Annotated in this window: 14 protein-coding genes; 8 read left to right on the forward strand and 6 right to left on the reverse strand. The window is 71.4% G+C overall.

What is annotated here, in order from left to right; translation table 11 throughout:
• Nucleotides 1-209: 209 nt before the first annotated feature.
• Entirely contained in the window at nucleotides 210-1,445 is a 1,236-nt protein-coding gene (locus tag ACFVYF_RS35495) for an Ig-like domain-containing protein (RefSeq protein WP_389462159.1), read from the reverse strand.
• Between the two features lie 134 nt (nucleotides 1,446-1,579).
• Here ACFVYF_RS35495 and glgX point away from each other — a divergent pair, with 134 nt between their 5' ends.
• Nucleotides 1,580-3,853, forward strand: a complete 2,274-nt coding sequence (glgX, locus tag ACFVYF_RS35500; protein ID WP_389462160.1) for a glycogen debranching protein GlgX — start codon at nucleotides 1,580-1,582, stop codon at nucleotides 3,851-3,853.
• A gap of 231 nt (nucleotides 3,854-4,084) precedes the next feature.
• On the opposite strand, the gene ACFVYF_RS35505 is transcribed toward glgX, so the two are convergent.
• The 4 genes from ACFVYF_RS35505 to ACFVYF_RS35520 are packed head-to-tail and all read right to left on the reverse strand — an operon-like array spanning nucleotide 4,085 to nucleotide 7,761.
• The gene (locus tag ACFVYF_RS35505; RefSeq protein ID WP_389462161.1) at nucleotides 4,085-4,747 is read right to left on the reverse strand and encodes a response regulator; all 663 of its coding nucleotides are present in this window, start codon (nucleotides 4,745-4,747) and stop codon (nucleotides 4,085-4,087) included.
• Complete coding sequence (locus ACFVYF_RS35510; protein ID WP_389462162.1) at nucleotides 4,737-6,020, reverse strand: sensor histidine kinase; 1,284 nt, start codon at nucleotides 6,018-6,020, stop codon at nucleotides 4,737-4,739. Before ACFVYF_RS35510 ends, ACFVYF_RS35505 begins: the two co-directional genes overlap by 11 nt.
• Nucleotides 6,021-6,055: 35 nt before the next feature.
• Complete coding sequence (locus ACFVYF_RS35515) at nucleotides 6,056-6,790, reverse strand: ABC transporter permease (RefSeq protein ID WP_389462174.1); 735 nt, start codon at nucleotides 6,788-6,790, stop codon at nucleotides 6,056-6,058.
• 59 nt (nucleotides 6,791-6,849) lie between these two features.
• Nucleotides 6,850-7,761: an ABC transporter ATP-binding protein gene (locus tag ACFVYF_RS35520; RefSeq protein ID WP_389462163.1), complete on the reverse strand. Its 912-nt coding sequence runs from the start codon at nucleotides 7,759-7,761 to the stop codon at nucleotides 6,850-6,852.
• Between the two features lie 312 nt (nucleotides 7,762-8,073).
• On the opposite strand from ACFVYF_RS35520, the gene ACFVYF_RS35525 reads away from it, so the two are divergent.
• The 5 genes from ACFVYF_RS35525 (at nucleotide 8,074) to ACFVYF_RS35545 (ending at nucleotide 17,099) form a co-directional block, all read left to right on the forward strand.
• The gene (locus ACFVYF_RS35525; RefSeq protein WP_389462164.1) at nucleotides 8,074-10,344 is read left to right on the forward strand and encodes an ABC transporter transmembrane domain-containing protein; all 2,271 of its coding nucleotides are present in this window, start codon (nucleotides 8,074-8,076) and stop codon (nucleotides 10,342-10,344) included.
• Nucleotides 10,341-12,233, forward strand: coding sequence for an ABC transporter ATP-binding protein (locus ACFVYF_RS35530; protein ID WP_389462165.1), 1,893 nt, complete (start codon nucleotides 10,341-10,343; stop codon nucleotides 12,231-12,233). Before ACFVYF_RS35525 ends, ACFVYF_RS35530 begins: the two co-directional genes overlap by 4 nt.
• A 292-nt stretch (nucleotides 12,234-12,525) precedes the next feature.
• Nucleotides 12,526-14,568, forward strand: coding sequence for a M4 family metallopeptidase (locus tag ACFVYF_RS35535; protein WP_389462166.1), 2,043 nt, complete (start codon nucleotides 12,526-12,528; stop codon nucleotides 14,566-14,568).
• A 297-nt stretch (nucleotides 14,569-14,865) separates the two neighbouring features.
• Complete coding sequence (locus tag ACFVYF_RS35540; protein WP_389462167.1) at nucleotides 14,866-16,524, forward strand: M4 family metallopeptidase; 1,659 nt, start codon at nucleotides 14,866-14,868, stop codon at nucleotides 16,522-16,524.
• A 71-nt stretch (nucleotides 16,525-16,595) separates the two neighbouring features.
• The gene (locus tag ACFVYF_RS35545) at nucleotides 16,596-17,099 is read left to right on the forward strand and encodes a DUF1990 family protein (RefSeq protein ID WP_389462168.1); all 504 of its coding nucleotides are present in this window, start codon (nucleotides 16,596-16,598) and stop codon (nucleotides 17,097-17,099) included.
• A 63-nt stretch (nucleotides 17,100-17,162) separates the two neighbouring features.
• On the opposite strand, the gene glgP is transcribed toward ACFVYF_RS35545, so the two are convergent.
• Nucleotides 17,163-19,781 carry an alpha-glucan family phosphorylase gene (gene glgP, locus ACFVYF_RS35550; RefSeq protein WP_389462169.1) on the reverse strand — a complete coding sequence of 873 codons (2,619 nt, stop codon included), beginning with the start codon at nucleotides 19,779-19,781 and terminating at the stop codon, nucleotides 17,163-17,165.
• 381 nt (nucleotides 19,782-20,162) lie between these two features.
• Between glgP and ACFVYF_RS35555 the strand changes: the two genes are divergently transcribed.
• On the forward strand, nucleotides 20,163-21,368 hold the full coding sequence (locus tag ACFVYF_RS35555; RefSeq protein WP_389462170.1) for a S8 family peptidase: 1,206 nt from the start codon (nucleotides 20,163-20,165) through the stop codon (nucleotides 21,366-21,368).
• A gap of 211 nt (nucleotides 21,369-21,579) precedes the next feature.
• Nucleotides 21,580-22,592, forward strand: a 1,013-nt coding sequence (locus tag ACFVYF_RS35560; protein WP_389462171.1) for a maltotransferase domain-containing protein, incomplete at its 3' end; no start/stop codon positions are given.

The following is a 22,592-nucleotide window of genomic DNA, read 5'->3' on the forward strand; positions in this document are numbered from 1 at the left end:
CCACTCTCGGCTTCGCTCGAGCGGGGGGACCCCCATGACCTCTCGACACCGGCGCACCCCTGCGCCTCACGGCCGCGTCCCACGCGCGTATCGCGTTAATTAATCACACGGCCACGAGGGATGGCTCCCCGGGATTGTCACTGTTCAGTCCCAAGTTCAACCGTCCGGGACGACGCTGGAGTTCGTCGTGCGCGTACCGCTCTGCGGGGCTACTTCACCGCGGTGCCGGCCTTCCACTGCTTCCAGCTCAGGTTCCAGCCGCCCAGGCCGTTGTCGGGAGCGACCTGCTTGTCGTTGCTGCGGACGACCTCGACCACGTCACCGATGAGGCTGCGGTCGAAGAACCAGCCCGCGGGGGTCTGCGAGCTGCCCCCCTTCACGTCCCTGAGGCCCACGCAGCCGTGGCTGACGTTGGTGTTGCCGGGGGCGCCCGGTGCCCAGTAGTTGCCGTGCAGGAAGGTCCCGGAGTCGGTGAGCCGCATCGCGTGGGGCACGTCCGGGATGTCGTACTCGCCGCCGAAGCCGACCGTGCGGCTGTTCATCCGGGTCACCTCCAGCATCTCCATGACGACCATCTTGCCGTTGTACGTGGTCGTCTTCGGAGCGCCCGCGGTGATCGGCACGGTGGCGAGGAGGTCGCCTTCGCGGCGCACCTCCATGGTGTGCGCGGCGGCGTCCACCAGGCTCACCTGGCTGCGCCCGACGGTGAAGGTGAACGTCTTGTACTGCAGTCCGTAGACGCCCGGGGCCGCCTCGACGTCCCGCAGCCGCAGTCCCACCGTGACCTGCGTCCCCGGCTTCCAGTACCGCTCGGGCCGGAAGTCGAGGCGGTCCTTGCCGAACCAGTGCGGGCGGATCTCCACGGCCGGCCGGGCGGTCACGTGCACCGCGCGCTCGACGGCCGCCCGGTTCTCGATCTCCCGGTTGAACTCCAGGGAGACGATCATGCCGGTGCCGACCGTGGAACGGTTCTCCGGTGTCACGTACCCGATGAACCGCTCGTCGGGGACGGCGGTCGTGAAGGTGGTGTGCCGCGCCGAGCGGCGCCCGCGCCCGTCCAGGGCCACCACGTCCACCGTGTACTTGGCGGCGAGGGCCAGCCCTTCGTCGTCCGGCCGCCAGGTCGCGCCGTCGTCGGCGATGCCACCGGGCACCGGGGACTCCTGCGCGTCCTGCGACTTGACCACCTTCACCGACTCCAGCCGGCCGCTGGGCACCCGCACCACCAGCTTCTTTCCCGGGCTCACGTTCTTGCTGTTGTCGTCCGGCGAGATCCGGATGACGTCCTCGGGCGAGCGGGGTTTGCCGAGCACCTCGTCCATGCCGCCCGAGGTGCAGCCGGAGGCGGCGGCCAGCAGGGCGGCCCATGTCAGTGCGGCGGCCAGCGCGGCCCCGGCGCGTCGCGCGCGCGTCTGTACGTGCATCACGACCGTCCCAACGACCATGCCCCTCCTGGGGAAACGTGAGTGCGAGCCATGCTCTGGGCAGAACAGTGGGGAGGACGACACGACGGGGAGCCGTGGCCGGGACGCCGGGGCCCCTTTTTCGTGCGTTCCATCGAGCCGCGGGAGGCTGACCGGTGTCGAGTGCACCCGAGCAGGAGGCAGTCCAGGAGGGACGTGCCGCGGGCGGTGGACTGCCCGTGCAGTCCGCCCCCCTGAGGAACGGCGCATCGCTTACGGCGCCCGGCGCGCCCGTCGTGCCCGTGTGGCCGGGTGCGCCCACCCCGCTCGGCGCGCGCTACCGGGTGGGCCCGGACGGCGTGGCGGGCACCAACTTCGCGCTGTGGGCGGGCGGGGCGGAGGCGGTGGAGCTGTGTCTCTTCGACGAACGGGACGGCGAGCCGAGGGAGACCCGGGTGCCGCTGACCGAGCTGACGCACGAGATCTGGCACGGCTTCGTCCCCGGAGTGCTGCCGGGCCGGCGCTACGGATTCCGGGTGCACGGCCGCTGGGACCCCTGGACCGGCGCCCGCTGGAACCCGGCGAAGCTGCTGCTCGATCCGTACGCGCGCGCCGTGGACGGCGACTTCGGTCTGCCGCCCGAGGTGTACGGGCACGTCCGGGACTGGCCGCAGCAGCAGGTCGCGGACACCGTGCGCGACGACCGCGACTCGGCTCCGTATGTCCCCAAGGGTGTCGTCGTGCACGATGACGACGACTGGGCGGACGACCACCGCCCGAAGACCCCCTGGGCGGACTCGGTGATCTACGAGCTGCACGTCCGCGGCTTCACCCGGCTGCATCCGGACATCCCCGAGGAACTGCGCGGCACGTACGCCGGTCTGGCGCACCCGGCGGCGATCGACCACCTGGTGCGGCTCGGCGTGACGGCCGTGGAGCTGCTGCCGGTGCACCAGTTCGCGCACGAGGACCACCTGTTGCGCAAGGGCCTGCGCAACTACTGGGGTTACAACTCGATCGGCTACTTCGCCCCGCACGCGGGCTACTCCGCGACCGGGACGACCGGTCAGCAGGTCGGCGAGTTCAAGCGGATGGTCCGCGCGCTGCACACGGCCGGCATCGAGGTCATCCTCGACGTCGTCTACAACCACACCGCGGAGGCGGGCGAGCTGGGCCCGATGCTGTCGCTGCGCGGCATCGACAACCGCGGCTACTACCGGCTGCAGTCGGACGCGCGGCGGTACACCGACTACACCGGCTGCGGGAACACCCTGCACGTGGTGCAGCCGCACGTCCTGCGGCTGATCACCGACTCGCTGCGGTACTGGGTGACGGAGATGGGGGTGGACGGCTTCCGTTTCGATCTGGCGGCGGCGCTGGCCCGCTCGATGCACGACGTCGACATGCTCTCGCCGTTCCTCGCCGTCATCGCGCAGGATCCGGTGCTGCGCCGGGTGAAGCTGATCGCGGAGCCGTGGGACGTGGGGTCGGGCGGCTATCAGGTCGGGTCCTTCCCACCCCTGTGGACGGAGTGGAACGACCGCTACCGCAACGCGGTGCGGGACTTCTGGCGTGGGGCGCTGCCGGATGTGCGGGATCTGGGCTACCGGCTGTCGGGGTCCAGCGACCTGTACGCCTGGGGCGGGCGCCGGCCCTACGCCTCGGTGAACTTCGTGACGGCCCACGACGGCTTCACCCTGCGGGACCTGGTCTCGTACGAGCGCAAGCACAACGAGGCCAACGGGGAGGGCAACCGGGACGGGACGGACGACAACCGCGCGTGGAACTGCGGGGCGGAGGGCGAGACGGACGAGGAGCGGGTACGGGGGCTGCGCCGGCGGCAGCTGCGGAACCTGCTGACCACGCTGCTGCTGTCGACGGGCGTCCCGATGCTGGTCGCGGGCGACGAGTTCGGGCGGACGCAGCGGGGCAACAACAACGCGTACTGCCAGGACAACGAGGTCAGCTGGGTCGACTGGTCGCACCTGGAGGATCCCGGGTGGCGGGCGCTGTTCGAGCTGACGTCCCGGCTGATCGCGCTGCGGCACGCGCATCCGGTGCTGCGCACGCGTGCCTTCTTCTCCGGGGCGGCCCATTCCGCCGACGGGCTGCGGGACCTGGCCTGGTTCACGGCGCGGGGCGGCGAGATGACGGAGCGGGACTGGTACGCGCCGGCGGCGACGCTGGGGATGTATCTGTCCGGGCGCGACATACCCGGCCGGGACGCGCGGGGCGCACCGGTCGTGGACGACAGCTTCCTCGCCGTGCTGCACGCGGGAGACCGGCCGGCGGGCTTCGTCCTGCCCGGGCCGCCGTGGGCCGCGCGGTACGAGGTCGTGGTCGACACCTCCCGGGAGGAGCAGGCAGAGGCGCCGGGAATCGTTCACCGCGCGGGGGCCACGATCGCCGTGCCGGGCCGGGCGGTGCTGCTGTTGCGGGTGGTGGACTGAGAGGGAGCTGCGCCGGAGCTGGGAGGGATCGCCTCAACCACGTGTCCTCGACTACTTCTCCCAGCTCGGCCGGCTCGGCGACTACGGCCTGTACGACCTCGGCGCCGACCTTCGCGGGCAGGCCGATCTGGCGCCCGACAGGCCGGAGTTGCTCGCCGGGCTGAAGACGGCCCGGGAGAAGACCGCGAGCGGTCTGCCGCCGTATCCGGCCGCCTGAGGCAGCAGGCCTGGTCAGCCGAGAATTCGCCGGTCGTAGGCGACCGCCACCGCCGCGGCGCGGTCCTTCACGCCCAACTTGGCGTACAGGTGGGTGAGATGGGTCTTCACCGTGGCCTCGCTGATGAACAGCACCCGGGCGATCTCACGGTTCGACGTGCCCTTGGCGACCAGGCCGAGCACCTCGCGTTCCCGGGCGGAGAGGGCGTCGTTACCTGCCGCGGCGGGGGTGCGTACGGCCGAGACCAGCCGGGAGGCCACGGCCGGCGACAGCACCGTGCGCCCCTCCGACGCGGCGCGCACCGCGGTGAAGAGCTCGTCGCGCGGGGCGTCCTTGAGGAGATAGCCGGTCGCGCCCGCCTCGATGGCGGGGATGGTGTCGGAGTCCGTGTCGTACGTGGTCAGCACGAGGATCTTCGCGCGGGCGCCCCGGCGGGCGAGTTCGGCGATGGCCTCGACTCCGTTGCCGCCGGGCATGCGCAGGTCCATCAGGACGACGTCCGGGTCGAGGGAGGCGGTGAGGGACACGGCCTCGGCACCGTTGGACGCCTCGCCGAGGACGGCGAAGCCGGGCGCGGACTCGAACATGCCGCGCAGCCCGTCCCGGACGACGGGATGGTCGTCCACGATGAGCAGGGTGATGGCGGGCGGACCTGCGGGAAGGGCGTCATCGGTCATGGCGTACCAACGGTACGCGAGCCGACACCGCCGTGCCGTGCCCGGGTTCGGACTCGACGGTGAGCGAGCCGGCGATGCGTTCGGCCCGCGCCCTCATGCCGTCGAGCCCGAAGCCGCCGCTGCCGGTGCGCTCGGGCGCGGCACAGGGGTCGAAACCGCGGCCGTCGTCCCGTACGTCCAGGGTCACCTCGTCGCCCATGAAGGACAGCGTGACCCCGACGCGTGCGGCGGCGGCATGCCGTGCGGCGTTCGACAGGGCCTCCTGCGCGATGCGCAGCAGGGTCGCCGACACCTCGTCGTGCAGCTGCTCGGTCGTGCCCGTGACGGTGAACTCGGCTCGGGTACCGGTCCGTTCGGCCCACTCGGCGACCGTCTTCTTCAATGCCTCCGGCAGTCCGTCGTGTTCCAGGGCGACGGGCGCGAGGTTCTGCACGGAGCGGCGTGCTTCGCCCAGGCTGTGCCGGGCCAGGTCGGCGGCCCGCCCCAGATGGGCGCGGGCGGCCTCGGGATCGGCGGTGTTCACGACGACCTGGAGCTGGGCGATGATCCCGGTCAGGCCCTGCGCGATCGTGTCGTGGATCTCCGCGGCCAGCCGGCGGCGTTCGTCGGCGACGCCCGCCTCCCGTGCCTGGACGAGGAGTTGGGCGTGCAGCGCGGCGTTCTCGTCGAGGGCCTGCTGCAACGCGGTGTTCGTGCGCTCCAGTTCGGCGATGGTGGCGGCCTGGACGAGGGCCCGCTCGTTCTCCTTGGCGTTGAGGTGGCCCATGATCGCGGCGAGGGTGACGTTGACGGCGAGCAGCCCGCCGAACACGGCCCAGCCGACCACGCCCTGCGGCGGCAGCCCGCCGGACTGCGAGCCGGCCACGACGACGACCGCGGCGATCACCCCCACCCGCACCAGGCGGCGGGGCAGCAGCCGCTCGACGTCGAAGTAGCCGGCGGCGGCGTAGAAGGCGTAGAACGGGTTGGTCAGGGCGAGGACGAACGCGATCGCCCAGCGGATCCAGAAGTAGCCGATGGCGGCGGGGGTCGGACCCGGTCTGCTGCGCATCGCCCGGATCCACCACAGCTGAAGGGCGAACGCGGCGAGCACCAGCGGCACGCCCACGTACCAGTCCGTGCGGTTCATGCCGACGGCGCCGGCCGTCGCCGCGGAGAGGACGACGGCGACGCCGAGCAGGCCGAGGGGGCCGTAGCGGTGGAAGCTGGCCCAGCGTTCCTCCACGGTCCGTGCCGCGGCGGCCGCGCTGTCCTGTCGCGGGGCGGTCGTCATGCGTTCAGTCTGCACGGACCGGAGGTCGCTCACGCTCACTCCCAGCGGAACCAGCGCGCGGCCCCGGCCGACAGCAGCACCGTCCAGGCGACGAGCACGCCCAGGTGGGACCAGCCCGGCCAGTGTCCCGCCGCGGCCTGGTTCAGGGCCTGGGCCGCCGCGCCGAAGGGTGTGTACCCGACGACCCTGGCGAGGGTGTCCGGCATGGCCTGCACGGGCAGCCAGACACCGGCGCAGAACATCATCGGGAAGAACACGGCGGACCCGATCGCCCCCGCGATCTTGGTCGTGCGGGACACGGCGGAGACCACGGCGCCGAGCGCGAGCGCCGCCAGGACGGCGAGGACCAGCGCGAGGAGGTAGCCGCCGGGCTGCCGCGGCAGGGTGACGTCGAAGGCCAGCCGGCCGACGGTGAGCGCGAGCAGCGCGGAGAGCAGCGCCGCGGCGCCGAACACCAGCATCTGTGCGGACAGCAGCGCCGCGGGCCGTACGGGGGTGGTGGACATACGGCGCAGGATGCCGCGCTCGCGGTAGCCGGTCAGGGACTGCGGCATCGCCTGGAGACAGCCCACGATCAGGCCGAGCAGAACGGCGACGGGGACGTAGGCGTCGACGGGGCGCAGACCTCCGAAGGAGGGGTCGGGCTGCCGGAAGGAGGGGATCGAACCGAGGATCACCAAGAGAATCGTGGGGAAGAGCAGGATCCAGAAGATCCCGCCGGGTTCGCGGCCGAAGAGCCGGATCTCGGTCCGGATGACGGCGGTGTCCAGGCCGCCGCGGATGCCGGAGCGGAGGTCCGCCCGGGTGCCGGGGCGGTCGAGTGCGGTGCTCATGCTGCTGCCTCCGTCAGGTCCAGGAACGCGTCGTCCAGGGTGGCGTCGGTGACGCGGAGTTGGTGGGCGGTGATGCGGTGGCGGGCGAGGAGGGTGATGACGGCGTTGACCGTCTCGTCGGTGCCGGACAGGGTGATCCGGCCGTCCTTGTGCTCGGCGGAGGCGAGCGCGGGCAGCGCGGCGAGGTCACGTTCGTCCAGCGGTGCCGACGGCGTGAAGCTGATGACGGTCGAGCCGTTCGAGCGGCGGATCAGCCCGGCCGGGGTGTCCAGTGCGGCGATGCGGCCCTTGTCGATGACCGCGATCCGGTCGCAGAGCCGCTGCGCCTCCTCCATGAAGTGGGTGACGAGCAGGACGGTGACGCCCTGGGCGCGGATGTCCTCGATGAGTTCCCAGGTGTCGCGGCGGGCCCGCGGGTCGAGCCCGGTGGTCAGCTCGTCCAGTACGACCACGCGCGGGTTGCCGATCAGCGCGAGCGCGATGAACAGCCTTTGTTTCTGGCCGCCGCTGAGCTTGGCGAACCGGGTGGTCAGCTTCTCGGTGAGGCCGAGGCGTTCGGCGAGGGGGCGCCAGTCGGCGGGGTGCGGGTAGAAGGCGGCGTACAGCTCCAGCGCCTCGCGCACGGTGAGCTTGGCCTGGAGTTCGCTCTCCTGGAGCTGTGCGCCGAGGACGCGGCTGGTGGCCTCGTGGTCGGCGACGGGGTCGAGTCCGGCGACACGGACGCGGCCCGCGTCGGGGATCCGCAGGCCCTCGACGCATTCGACGGTGGTGGTCTTGCCGGCGCCGTTCGGGCCGAGGATCCCGAAGATCTCGCCCTCCTCGACGGCGAAGGAGACACCGTCGACGACGGCTCGGCCGCCGTAGGACTTGCGCAGTCCGCTGACTTCGATGACGGGCGTGGTGGTCATGGTTCGAGGGTCCCGTCCGGGCGGGTCCCGGCACATCACCCATCGCGCTCGAAGCGGCATCAGCCGATCGGTTGATGCGGCGGTACGACTGCGGGCCGGGTGCCGGGCCCTTGTGCGCGTGTGTCCACGCCCATCGTGTGCCCGTTTCGAGGCCGCGGGGCGGCGTCCGTGCCTGCGCGCCCGGTGGCGCGGGACCCCGTGCGCCGAGGGAGGCAACGCCGCGAACGAGCCAGGTCGTACGACCATCGGCGCACCCCGGTCCGGCCAAAACTCGGTGGGCTCTGTCAGTGCCGATCCGTAGGCTCGCCCATGATGGCCACGACAGATGCAGCGACCAAGGATCACACCGTCCGCAGCGACTCCGCCGAGGATTCCGGTTCCGCCGCAGCGGTCGGCCGCACCGGCCCGGGCGGTTGTGCCGAAGCCGGCGCCGGCCGGGCCGAGCACGTCTCGGGCGCCACCGTGAGCAGCCTGTTGCGGCTGTGGCCGTACGTGCGGCCGGTGCGGGCCCGGCTGTTCAGTGCCGCCTTCGTCGCCGTCGTCGCCTCGTGTACGGGTCTGGTGATCCCGCTCGTCCTGAAGTGGCTGGTCGACGGGCCGGTGGCCGACCGGGACACGCGCGGGATCTGGTTCGGGGCGCTGTATCTGCTGCTGCTCGGGCTCGCGGAGGCGGTGCTGTTCGGGCTGCGGCGCTGGCTGGTGGCGCGTCCGCTGTCGCGCGTCGAGGCGTCAATGCGAGCGGATCTGTACCGGCATCTCCAGCGGCTGCCCGTCGCCTTCCACGACCGGTGGGCCTCGGGGCAGTTGCTGTCCCGGGGGACCACGGATCTGATGCTGGTGCGGATGTTCCTCGCCTTTCCGCTGACGTTCCTGCTGGTCAACAGCGTGACCATTGTCGTCGGCATGATCATCATGCTGCTTCAGCAGTGGAGTCTCGGGCTGGTGCTGCTGGCCCCCGCCGTTCCCGTGCTGGTGGTCTGCTGGCTCTTCGAGCGGCGGTACTCGGAAGTGGCGCGGCGGGCGCAGGACCAGGTGGGCGATCTGACCACGGTCGTCGAGGAGAGCGTGCTCGGCATCCGCATCATCAAGGGCTTCGGCCGCCATCGCAGCCAGGCCCGCGCCTTTCGCGAGCTGTCCCGGACCCTGCGGGGTACGGAACTGGCCAAGGCCCGGCTCCTCGCGTCCATCTGGGCCGCCATCGTCACCCTGCCCGAACTCGCCATCGGCGCGGCCCTGGTGCTCGGCACGGTCCAGGTCGCCGACGGCGACCTCTCCGCCGGCACGCTGGTCGCCTTCCTCTCGACCGCGCTCGCCCTGCGGTGGCCCATCGACTCGATCGGCTTCCTGCTGGCCATGAGCCAGGAGGCCGCGACGGCGACCCAGCGCTACTTCGAGGTCATGGACGCGGATCCGGAGTCGGCCGACGAGGCTCCGGCGCGGGGGCCGGAAGCGTCGGGTCCGGAGCGGGATTCGGCCGTCAGGGCTCCGGCGCGGGGACCGGAAGCGTCGGATCCCGAGCAGGATTCGACCGACGGGGCTTCGACGCGGGTACCAGAGGCGTCGGGTCCGGAGCGGGATTCGGCCGACGTTGTTCCGACGTGGGGACCGAAAGCGCCAGGCCCGGAACGGGAGCCGGCCGACGGGTCTCCGGCGCGGGCACCGGAAGCGGAGACGCCCGGGCCGGAGTCGGCAGTTCCGGCGGAGCCCGACATCGATGCCAACGCCGGCACCAGCACCAGCACCAGCACCAGCACCAGCACCAGCCGCGCCGGACTCCAGTTCCACGCAGTCCGGTTCCGCTATCCCGACGCCCTCGAGGACACCGCTCCCGTCCTCGACCGCATCGACCTGCACATCCGCCCCGGCGAGACGATGGCCCTGGTGGGCGCGACGGGCACCGGCAAGACGACCCTCACCGCCCTCATCCCCCGTCTCCACGAGGTGACTTCGGGCCGCATCACGCTGGACGGCGAGGACATCACCCGGATGCCCAGGGCCGCTCTCCGCCGGCTCGTCGCCGTCGCCTTCGAGGAGCCCACCCTCTTCTCGGCGAGCGTCGGGGAGAACGTACTCATGGGCGCCGAGGACAGCGCGGGCGCGGCGGAGCTGGAGCGCGCCCTGGCCGTCGCCCAGGCCGACTTCGCACACGCGCTCCCCGAGGGCACCGCCACCCAGGTCGGCGAACAGGGCCTGAGCCTGTCCGGGGGCCAGCGCCAACGCCTGGCCCTGGCCCGGGCGGTCGTCGGCAGCCCCCGCTTCCTCGTCCTGGACGACCCGCTGTCGGCACTGGACGTGCACACGGAGGCCGCGGTCGAGGCCGCCCTGCGCCGGGTGCTGGCCCGGACGACGGCGCTGGTCGTGGCGCACCGCCCGTCCACGGTGCTGCTGGCCGACCGGGTGGCACTGCTCTCCGGCGGCCGGATCGCCGCGGTCGGCACCCATCACGAACTGCTGCGCACGAACGCGGAGTACGCCTGGCTGATGTCGGGCGCCGAAGACCCCGAGCACGCCGGTGCCGGCCCCGGCGGTCACGCCGCCGGGACCCCGCACGACAGCAACCCCACCGAGGAGGACGGCCGATGACGGCGGCGCCCACGACAACCGCGCCGAACAAGGAACCGGACAGGAACCCGGCCGGGGCGCGGGACCAGGCCCGGCCGGCGCGGGAGCCCGCCGAGCACCTCGACTCCTTCGACCGCGACGTCCTGCCCACGCCCCCGGGTGCGACGGCCGCGCTGCTGCGGTCCCTGCTCACCCCGCTCAAGGCGCGCGTCGTCGTGACGACGGTGCTGCTCCTGGTCCAGCAGGCGGCCGTGCAGTTCGGCCCGTTGCTGGTCGCGTACGCCATCGACAGCGCCGTACCGGCGTTCCGGCGCGACGACCGGGGCCCGCTGATCGCGGTCGCGGTCGCCTATCTGCTGTGCTCGGTGATCTCCGGAGGCCTGCAGTACGCGTTCATCAAGGCGTCCGCCCGGGTCAATCAGGACGTGCTGCTCGACCTGCGCGGCCGTATCTTCCGGCACGCGCAGGCGCTCAGCATCGACTTCCACGAGCGCTACACCTCGGGCCGGCTGATCTCCCGCTCCACGACGGACGTCGAGTCCCTGCGCGAGCTGCTCAGCGAGGGCCTGCAGGAACTCGTCATGGTCATCCTGTCCTTCGTCTACATCTCGGCCATGCTGCTCTGGCTCGACCTCGGCGTGGGCGCTCTCGCGGTGGCGTCCTTCGTGCCGCTCTATCTCCTCGTCCGCGGCTACCGGCGCCGCGCGGGCCGGGTGTACCGCCTGCGTTCGACCGCGATCGCCGCCGTCATCGTGAAGTTCGCGGAGACGATGAACGGGATCAGGCCGGTGCGCGCGTTCCGCCGCGAGGCCGCCAACGACGCCGATTTCCGGGTGCTCAACGAGCGCCACGAGCGGACGAACGGCGACGCCCTGCTGGAGATGGCCCGCTATGTCATCTGCTCACGGCTGGTCGCCAACACGGCGGTCGCGGGGATCGTGCTGTGGGGCGCGTACCGGGTCGCGTCGGGGTCGCTGGAGCTGGGTGTCCTGGCGGCCGCGGTGCTCTATCTGCGCCGTCTGTACGACCCCATCGACCGGCTCGGCATGTTCCTCAACTCCTATCAGTCGGCGGCGGCTTCACTGGAGAAGATCGCCGGCCTGCTCGCCCAGACGCCGACGGTCCCGGAGCCGTCGGCACCCCGGGAGCTGCCGGCGCCGAAGTCGCGGCAGCCCGGCCGCGAGGTCGTCTTCGACGGGGTCCGCTTCGCCTACCGCACCGGCGGCGAGGTCCTCCCCCGCTTCGACCTCACCCTGCCCGCCGGGCAGACGGTCGCCGTGGTCGGCTCGACCGGCGCCGGCAAGTCGACTCTGGCCAAACTGCTGGCCCGCTTCTACGACCCCTCCGACGGCCGGATCCTGCTCGACGGGGTCGATCTGCGCGACCTCGCGAACCCCGAACTGCGCCGCGGTGTGGTGATGGTGACCCAGGAGGCGTTCCTGTTCTCCGGCACGGTCGCCGAGAACATCGCGATCGGCCGTCCCGACGCCCCGCGCGAGGAGATCGAACAGGCCGCGAAGGCGATCGGCGCCCACGACTTCATCTGTGCTCTGCCCGACGGCTACGACACGGACGTCCGCAAGCGGGGCGGCCGCATCTCCGCAGGTCAGCGCCAACTCGTCGCGTTCGCACGGGCGTTGCTCGCCGACCCCGCCGTGCTGATCCTGGACGAGGCGACCAGCTCCCTCGACATCCCCGGGGAACGGGCCGTCCAGCGCGCGATGTCGACCGTCCTGCGCGGACGCACGGCCGTGGTGATCGCCCACCGGCTCTCCACGGTGGAGATCGCCGACCGGGTGCTGGTCATGGAACACGGCCGCGTCGTCGAGGACGGCACGCCCGGGCGGCTCATCGCGGACACGGGAAGGTTCGCCGACCTCCACGAAGCCTGGCGGGAGAGCCTGGCCTGAGCGCGGGGCAAAGGTTCGCCCACACTCCGACAAAGAGTTCGTATACCGAACATGACCATCCGGACAACGGACCGTTTCCGGCCAATTTCTTGATGCGCTCCTGACAGACAGCGCAATCTGCTGCCACTCTTCCCTCGGTCACTCCACAGCAACCCCACAGCCCCACCGCTGTGTCGTGGCGCAACCTCCTGTGCACCTGGTTCCGCGTACCGCCCTGTTCTGCCCGGACGGGACACCCATCGTCCGGCTCCCCTGGCCGCGCGACCCGCGGCCACGCAGAAGGAGCTCAGTGTTGAGAAGCAACACCTCCCACAGACGCACCTCCCACTCGATGCGCCGTCGCGGCACGGCCGTCGCTCTCGTCGGCGTCAGCGCCCTGCTGGCCGCTGCCGTCCAGTCCGGTGCGGCGAGCGCCGCCCCGGACACCGCGCGCTCCGGCAAGGTCAATCCCGGCGCCGTCGCCGTCAAGCTCACGCCCTCGCAGCGCGCCGAGCTGATACGTGACGCCGAGGCCGCCAAGGCGGACACCGCCAAGGACCTGGGCCTCGGGGCCAAGGAGAAGCTCGTCGCCCGCGATGTCATCAAGGACGCGGACGGCACGGTCCACACCCGGTACGAGCGCACGTACAACGGACTTCCGGTCCTCGGCGGCGACCTGGTGGTCGACACCGCCAAGTCCGGCAAGACCGAGGGAGTCGTCAAGGCGACGAAGGCCACCATCAAGGTCGCCTCGCTGACGCCCGCCGTCGCCGCCTCGAAGGCGGAGAAGCAGGCCGTGTCCGCCGCCAAGGACGCCGGTTCCAAGAAGACCGCGGCCGACCAGGCGCCCCGCAAGGTGATCTGGGCAGCCAACGGCAAGCCTGCCCTCGCCTACGAGACGGTCGTCGGCGGCCTCCAGGACGACGGCACCCCGAACGAGCTGCACGTCATCACGGACGCGGCCACCGGCAAGAAGCTCTACGAGTACCAGGGCATCGAGACCGGCACCGGCAACACCCAGTACAGCGGCACGGTGCCGCTGACCACCACGCTGTCGGGGTCGAACTACACCCTGACCGACGGCGCGCGCGGCGGCCACAAGACGTACAACCTGAACCACGCGACGTCGGGCACCGGCACGCTGTTCTCGCAGACCACGGACACCTGGGGCAACGGCACCACGTCGAACGCCGCCACCGCGGGTGCCGACGCGCACTACGGTGCCGCCACGACCTGGGACTTCTACAAGAACACCTTCAACCGCAGCGGCATCAAGAACAACGGCGTGGGAGCGTACTCGCGCGTCCACTACGGCAACGCGTACGTCAACGCGTTCTGGGACGACAGCTGCTTCTGCATGACCTACGGCGACGGGACCGGCAACGCCGACCCGCTGACCTCGCTGGACGTGGCCGGCCACGAGATGAGCCACGGTGTCACCTCCAACACCGCGGGCCTGAACTACTCCGGCGAGTCCGGCGGCCTGAACGAGGCGACCTCGGACATCTTCGGCACCGGCGTCGAGTTCTACGCCAACAACAGCAGCGATGTCGGTGACTACCTCATCGGCGAGAAGATCGACATCAACGGCGACGGCACCCCGCTGCGCTACCAGGACAAGCCCAGCAAGGACGGCGCGTCCAAGGACAGCTGGTACTCGGGGATCGGTTCGATCGACGTCCACTACTCCTCGGGCCCGGCGAACCACTTCTTCTACCTGCTGTCCGAGGGCAGCGGCGCCAAGGTGATCAACGGCGTCAGCTACAACTCGCCGACGTCCGACGGCCTCCCGGTCACCGGCATCGGCCGGGACAAGGCCCTGCAGATCTGGTACCGGGCGCTGACCACCAAGTTCACCTCGACCACCAACTACGCGGCGGCCCGCACCGGCACCCTCGCGGCGGCGGGTGAGCTGTACGGCACGACGGGCGCCGAGTACAAGGCGGTGCAGGACGCGTGGGCGGCCGTCGCCGTCGGCGCGCGCTCGGGCGGCGGCACACCCGGAGGCACCTCGTTCGAGAACACGGCGGACGTATCGATTCCGGACAACGGAGCGGCGGTCACCTCGTCGGTCACCGTCACCGGCCGTACCGGCAACGCCCCGTCGAACCTCGCGGTCGCGGTGGACATCGTGCACACCTGGCGCGGTGACCTGGTCATCGACCTGGTGGCCCCGGACGGGTCGACGTACCGGCTGAAGAACTTCAGCTCCTCCGACTCGGCGGACAACGTGAACGAGACCTACACGGTCAACGCGTCCACCGAAGTCGCCAACGGCACCTGGAAGTTGAAGGTCCAGGACCAGGCGGCACAGGACACCGGCTACATCAACAGCTGGAAGCTGACCTTCCCGTAAACCGCAGGTCGGTTCACGCCACAGGACAGGGCGCCGTCCCGGAGGTTCAACTCCCCGGGGCGGCGCCCTCTTTGCCGGGCCCTGACCTTGCCTTTGTTGGCCCATGGTCAAGATCTGTTCCGCATTGCGCACAGTGATCTTCATCCAACGGACGCTTTTCAGCCAAGATTTCGTTGCGGTCCTGACATGTACGCGCCCCGAGTGGCACTCTTCCACCGCACGGATCACCCGCACCGCACCTTCGCCTTCCGCACGGCTACCCCACGCCGCGCGGTCGCCCCCACATAAGGAGCTTGCGTGACCTCCCTCTACGCGCGTCACAAGCGCACCACTCTGGCCATCGCCACCGCCGTCGCGGCCGGAGCCCTCCTGACCACCGGTCTGACCACCGGTGCATCCGCGCAGACCCCGGCGTCCCCCGCCGGTTCGGCGCCCCTCGCCGGTGCCCCGCTCCAGCTCTCCGCGGCGGCGCGCACGAGCCTGATCCAGAAGGCCGAGGCCGCCGCGCCCGACACGGCCAAGGAGATAGGCCTCGGAGCCAAGGAGAAGCTCGTCGTCAGAGACGTCGTCAAGGACGCCGACGGCACGGTCCACACGCGGTACGAGCGCACGTACAACGGACTTCCGGTCCTCGGCGGCGACCTGGTCGTCCACGAGACCAAGGCAGGCAAGACCGAGGGCGTCACCAAGTCGACGAAGGCGGCCATCAAGGTGGCCTCCCTGAAGCCGGCCGTGACCGCCGCCAAGGCCGAGAAGCAGGCCGTGAAGGCCGCGCAGACCGCCGGCTCGGAGAAGACCACGGCCGACCAGGCGCCCCGCAAGGTGATCTGGGCCGCGGACGGCAAGCCGACCCTCGCCTACGAGACGGTCGTCGGCGGTCTCCAGGACGACGGCACCCCGAACGAGCTGCACGTCATCACGGACGCGGCCACCGGCAAGAAGCTCTACGAGTACCAGGGCATCGAGACCGGCACCGGCAAGAGCCTGTACTCGGGCACGGTCACGCTCTCCACCACCAAGTCGGGCACGACGTACCAGCTGACCGACGGCACGCGCGGCGGTCACAAGACGTACAACCTGGCCCACGGCACGTCCGGCACCGGCACCCTGTTCACCGACGCCGACGACGTCTGGGGCACCGGCGCTGCCTCCAGCTCCACCACCGACCAGACCGCGGCCGCCGACGCCGCCTACGGCGCCCAGGAGACCTGGGACTTCTACAAGAACACCTTCGGTCGCAGCGGCATCAAGAACAACGGCGTCGCCGCCTACTCGCGCGTCCACTACGGCAACGCGTACGTCAACGCGTTCTGGGACGACAGCTGCTTCTGCATGACCTACGGCGACGGGTCGGGCAACACCCACCCGCTGACCTCGCTGGACGTGGCCGGCCACGAGATGAGCCACGGTGTCACCGCCAACACCGCGGGTCTGAACTACTCCGGCGAGTCCGGCGGCCTGAACGAGGCGACGTCCGACATCTTCGGCACCGGCGTCGAGTTCTACGCCAACAACGCCAGCGACGTCGGTGACTACCTCATCGGCGAGAAGATCAACATCAACGGCGACGGCACCCCGCTGCGCTACATGGACAAGCCCAGCAAGGACGGCGGCTCCGCCGACTCCTGGTCCTCCTCGGTCGGCAGCAAGGACGTGCACTACTCGTCCGGTGTCGCCAACCACTTCTTCTACCTGCTGAGCGAGGGCAGCGGCGCCAAGACGATCAACGGCGTCAGCTACAACTCCCCGACGTCCAACGGCTCCACGGTCACCGGCATCGGCCGCGCCAAGGCGCTGCAGATCTGGTACAAGGCGCTGACGACGTACTTCACGTCGACGACCAAGTACGCGGCCGCCCGTACGGGCACGCTCTCCGCGGCCTCGGCGCTGTACGGCTCCACCAGCGCGGAGTACAAGGCGGTCCAGGCGGCGTGGAGCGCCGTCAATGTGAACTAGTACTCGCGCGGTACCTCTGAGGCGGCACCCGGAGAGTGGGCGACTCCGGGTGCCGCCCTACGCTGTCCCCCATGCCCTTCACCTACGAGGACGTGGGCGCGACCCGCGAGGACCGCTGCCCGCCCGGCTTCCACCGCATGCATGTCCGAAGCCGGATCGGCGAGGGCGAGGCCGTCTTCCGCAGGGCCTCCCAGGCGCTGCTGACCTGGGAGCTCCACCGGGCCGTGGGGGTGGCCATCACCGCCGGCGCGGACACGGCCGCCCCCGGGGTCGACGTCACCGTCGGCCTCGGCCCGATCAAGGCCCCCTGCCGCGTCGTCTGGACCACCGAGGAACCCCGCCGGGCCGGCTGGGCCTACGGCACCCTGCCCGGCCACCCGGAGTGCGGCGAGGAGGCCTTCGTGGTCGACCGCACCGGCGACGGCACGGTCTGGCTGACCGTGACCGCCTTCAGCCGGCCGGCCAAGTGGTACACCCGCGCGGGCGGCGCCGCGACCCGCGGTCTCCAGCACGCCTACGCACAGCGGTGCGGGGTGGTGCTGCGCCGGCTGTGCGGGGGCCTGGGAGAGGACTGAGGGCCCCGGCCCACGCCTCCGCGCGGGCCGGAAGGACTGCCAAATACCGGTGGGTCTCCCCTCTCACCGCATGAGCACGCCCGCGCCCTCCGCCGTCTCCTCCGTGGGGACCGCCACCAGCCCCAGCTCCGCGCCCGACGCCAGCAGGCGGTGGGTCGGCAGGATGCGGACGGTGTAGCCGAACGGTCCGGTGCGGTCGAGGGACAGCGGGCCCTCGTACGCCCAGCGGCCCTCCAGGTCCGGGCCGCCCGCCGGTTTCAGCGGGACCGTCGTCGCGTCCGCGATCCGGTCCTCCGCGTCGACCCGGCCGGCGACCGCCTGCACCTCGACGTCGTCGGGGACGAGGTCGGCGAGACCGACCCGGACGCGGAGGTTGAGCGTGGTGCCGAGTTCGGCCGTCGTGGTCGCCGCCGAGGCCTCCACATGGTCGACCTTGACCCGGGGCCAGGCCGCCCGGACCCGGGACTTCCAGCCGGCCAGCTCCCGGGCGGTGTCCGGTGTCAGGGCGCGGTGCGCGCGCGCCGCCGGGGTGTACAGACGCTCCACGTACTCGCGGACCATGCGGCCCGCGAGCACCTTCGGGCCCAGGTGCGTCAGGGTCTGGCGGACCATCTCGATCCAGCGGTCGGGCAGACCGCCCTGGCCCCGCTCGTAGAAGCGGGGGGCGACCCGCTGCTCCAGCAGGTCGTACAGGGCGGAGGCCTCCAGGTCGTCGCGCCGGTCGTCGTCGGTCGCCGTACCGTCCGCCGTGGGGATCGCCCAGCCGAAGTCCGGCTGGAACCACTCGTCCCACCAGCCGTCCAGGACCGACAGATTGAGGCAGCCGTTCAGCGCGGCCTTCATGCCGCTCGTGCCGCAGGCCTCCAGCGGGCGCAGCGGATTGTTCAGCCAGATGTCACAGCCGGGGTAGAGCTTCTGTGCCATCGCCATCCCGTAGTCGGGCAGGAAGACGATGCGGTGGCGTACGCGCGGGTCGTCGGCGAACCGCACCAGCTCCTGCACCAGGCGTTTGCCGCCGTCGTCCGCGGGGTGCGCCTTCCCGGCGACGACGATCTGGATGGGCCGCTCCGCGTGCAGCAGCAGATCCATCAGCCGGTCCCGGTCCCGCAGCATCAGCGTGAGCCGCTTGTACGAGGGGACCCGGCGGGCGAAGCCGATCGTCAGGACGTCGGGATCCAGTACGCCGTCGATCCAGCCGAGTTCGGCGGTGCCCGCCCCGCGCTGGCGCCAGGACGCGTGCAGGCGTCGGCGCACTTCGAGGACCAGCTGTTCGCGCAGGACGCGTCGCAGGTCCCAGATCTCCCCGTCGGCGATGTCGGCCACCGCGTCCCAGCGGTCCGAGCCGCCGACGGTGAGCGCGTCCTCGGTGCGCTGGGCGCCGATCTGGCGGGCGCCGAGGCGGAAGACCTCGGGGGCCACCCAGGTCGGCGCGTGCACACCGTTGGTCACCGAGGTGATCGGGACCTCCTCCGGGTCGAAGCCCGGCCACAGACCGGAGAACATCTCCCGGCTGACCTGGCCGTGCAGCAGCGACACACCGTTGGCCCGCTGGCCCAGCCTCAGGCCCATCACCGCCATGTTGAAGAGGTTCGGCTCCCCGCCGGGATACGTCTCCATCCCCAGGCCCAGGATCCGCTCCACGTCGATCCTGGGCAGCTCCGCGCCGGGACCGAAATGGTGGGCCACCAGCTCCCGGTCGAAGCGGTCGATGCCGGCGGGCACCGGGGTGTGGGTCGTGAAGACGGTGCCCGCACGGACCGCTTCGAGCCCGGCGTCGAAGTCGAGACCGGCATCGCACAGCTCGGCGATGCGCTCCAGGCCGAGGAACCCCGCGTGCCCCTCGTTCGTGTGGAAGACCTCGGGCTGCGGGTGGCCGGTGAGCCGGCAGTACGTCCGTACCGCGCGCACCCCTCCGATGCCCAGCAGCATCTCCTGCAGCAGGCGGTGCTCGCTGCCGCCGCCGTACAGCCGGTCGGTCACGGCCCGCTCGCCGAGGTCGTTCTCCTCGACGTCGGAGTCGAGCATGAGCAGCGGCACGCGGCCGACCTGGGCCAGCCAGATCCGGGCCCGCAGCAGACTGCCGCCGGGCAGCGCGAGCGACACCTGGGCGGGGGTGCCGTCGGGCTCGCGCAGCTGGGTCAGCGGCAGCTCGTTCGGGTCGAGGACCGGATAGTGCTCCTGCTGCCAGCCGTCCCGGGACAGCGACTGGCGGAAGTAGCCGTGCCGGTAGAGCAGACCGACGCCGATCAGCGGGACGCCGAGATCGCTGGCGGCCTTCAGATGGTCACCGGCGAGGATGCCGAGGCCGCCGGAGTACTGGGGCAGCGCGGCCGTGACGCCGAACTCGGGCGAGAAATAGGCGATGGCGGCGGGCAGCTCCGCCGACTGTGTCTGGTACCAGCGCTCGCCGCTCACATAGTCGCGCAGGTCGTCGGCGACGGCGGCCAGCCGGCGCAGGAAGCGGCGGTCCTCGGCGAGCTCGGCGAGGCGTGCGGTCGACACGCTGCCGAGCAGCCGTACCGGGTCGCCGTCCGAGGCGGCCCAGTGCTCGGGGTCCACGGACTGGAAGAGATCACGGGTCTCCGCATGCCATGACCAGCGCAGATTGCGCGCCAGATCACTGAGCGGGTGAAGGGCTTCGGGGAGAACGGGTCGAACGGTGAACCTGCGGATTGCCTTCACGAGTTCCACCTTCACGGAGGACTTACGCGGCCGGGGCCTGTCACGGTCGCGGGGCAGGCGCCAGTGTCACGACAGGGCCATAGGGACGCACGCCTGTGTGCGCCCTCGTCACCCACGACGGTAGCGGGAGGGTGCCCCCACAACCACGGCGCATGGCGGGGCACGCGCTCGACGCCCGCGCCGACCGGCCGACTTCGGCGTGAATTCGCCGCAACCATCCCAGCCGCCCCATGGAGCGGTATGGCCGATTCCGCCCTCCTGTGCGGCCTTGTGGCGCTTCGCACCCCACGAGAGGCTTCCCAGTGGCGTACCGGCCGGCCTCGGTCACCACGGGGGTCTCCGGCCCCGGTAGGCCGGGGGTTGAGGAGGGGAACTCACGACATGCCACAGACGCGGACCTGGCGTCTGCGCTGGGCGGGAGGCCTCACCGCGGTCACCACGGCCGCGGTGCTTTCGGCCATCACCCTGCCCGCGCACGCCGCCGCCCCGCAGGGGCGGATACAAGGCGCCGGTGATCCCGGTTCCGTCGGCGGAAGTTACATCGTCACGCTCAAGGGAGGTACGAAGGCCCCCTCGGCGGCCGGCAGGAAAGTCGCCGAGGAGTACGGGGCGAAAATCAGCCACACCTACGGCACTGCTCTCAACGGGTTCGCGGTGCGGGCCGACGAGACCCGGGCCCGGCGGCTCGCGGCGGACTCACGCGTCGCCTCGGTCGTCCAGGACACCGCCGTCGGCCTCGACAGCCGCCGGCAGAACCCGCCGCCCTGGGGGCTCGACCGGATCGACCGGCCGGACCTGCCGCTGGACCACGGCTACACCTCGCCACCGCCGGCGGGCGCCGGCGTGACCGCGTACGTCATCGACACCGGCGTCCGGATCACGCACCGGGACTTCGGCGGCCGGGCGAGCTACGGCTGGGACTTCGTCGGCAACGACGGGACGGCCGAGGACGGCAACGGTCACGGCACGCATGTCGCCGCCACCCTCGCCGGGACGGGATACGGCGTCGCCCGGAAGACCGACGTCGTGGCCGTCCGGGTCCTCGACGACGCCGGGGACGGTACGACGGCGCAGGTCATCGCGGGCATCGACTGGGTGACCGAGCACGCGAGGAAGCCGGCCGTGGCCAATCTGAGCGTGGGCGGGTACGCCAACGCCCAGCTGGACGCCGCCGTACGCAACTCCATCGCCTCCGGAGTCACCTACGCCGTGGCGGCCGGCAACGATGCAGTTCCGGCCAGTTTGTACTCCCCCGCCCGCGTCAAGGAAGCCCTCACCGTCGGCGCGACCGACCAGGCGGATGCCCGTGCGGGCTTCTCCAACTACGGTGCCCGCCTGGACCTGTTCGCTCCCGGCGTAGCGATCACCTCCGCGTCCTCGCTGAGCGACACCGGCACGGCGACGTTCTCCGGTACGTCGATGGCATCGCCGCACGTCGCGGGCGCCGCGGCGCTGTATCTGGCCGGTCACAGGAAGGCCTCGCCGGCGCAGGTGAGCCGGGCTCTGGTCCGGCAGGCGGCCGCCGGAAAGGTCACCCGGGCCGGCCCCGGCTCACCGAACAGACTGCTGCAGGTGAACAGCCCATAGAGGGGTACAGGACAGCAGGCGCCGGAGCACGGGCCGGCCTCGTCCTCTCGAAGACGAGGCCGGTCTTGTCTGTAGACATACGCGTGAGTAGTTAACAAAGTGCCGGATTGCTCACCCGAATAGGGTGGGAAGGCTCCTCCGGTACGCCCCGTAGGACCCACCTCTCCACACCCTCATCCGCCCACCCACGTTGACGCGGACAGGAGCGGTCATGCCCGCCACGCACCACACGTCGGCACCCCCGACGCCCAGCACCTCCGACACATCCTCCATACCCAGGGCCGATCCAGGTCCGCCCACCCCGCGCCCACCCACCGCGGGCGCTCCGGCCGGCATCGGGCGCATCCCGGTGCTCGATGTGCGCCCACGCGTCACCGAGGGGCGCCGCCCCGCGAAGGCGGTGCCGGGCGAACCGTTCGAGATCTCGGCCACGGTCTTCCGTGAGGGCCACGACGCGGTCGCCGCCAATGTCGTCCTCACGGACAGCCGGGGCCGCACGGGCCCCTGGACCCCGATGCGTGAACTGGCCCCCGGCACCGACCGCTGGGGCGCCACCGTCGCCGTACCGGCCGAAGGCCGCTGGACGTACACGGTGGAGGCGTGGGGTGATCCCGTGACCACCTGGCGACACCACGCGGGGATCAAGATCCCGGCCGGGATGGACACCGAGATGGTCCTGGAGGAGGGGGCGCGGCTGTACGAACGGGCCGCCGCCGGTGTACCGAAGAGCAAGGGCCGGCGGGACCTCGTGCTCGCCGCCGTGGACGCTCTCCGCGACACCGGACGGCCGGCCGCTGCCCGGCTCGCCGCCGCCCTCACCCCCGAGGTGGACAAGATCCTCGCCCGCCATCCGCTGCGCGAACTGATCACGCCCGCCGAGCCGTTGCCCCTGGTGGTGGAGCGCGAGCGGGCGCTGTACGGGTCGTGGTACGAGTTCTTCCCGCGCTCCGAGGGAGCCGTGGTCCGCGCGAACGAGCCACCGGTCAGCGGCACGTTCCGCACCGCCGCCGAACGCCTTCCGGCCATCGCGGAGATGGGCTTCGACGTCGTCTATCTGCCGCCGATCCATCCCATCGGCGGCACGTTCCGCAAGGGCCCCAACAACACGCTGTCGGCTGGCCCCGACGACGTCGGGGTGCCCTGGGCGATCGGCTCCCCGGAGGGCGGGCACGACGCCGTCCACCCGGATCTGGGCACGATCGACGACTTCGACGCGTTCGTACG

Origin of the sequence: Streptomyces sp. NPDC058274 (assembly GCF_042881375.1) — a bacterium.
In the GTDB taxonomy this organism is placed as follows: Bacteria; Actinomycetota; Actinomycetes; order Streptomycetales; family Streptomycetaceae; genus Streptomyces.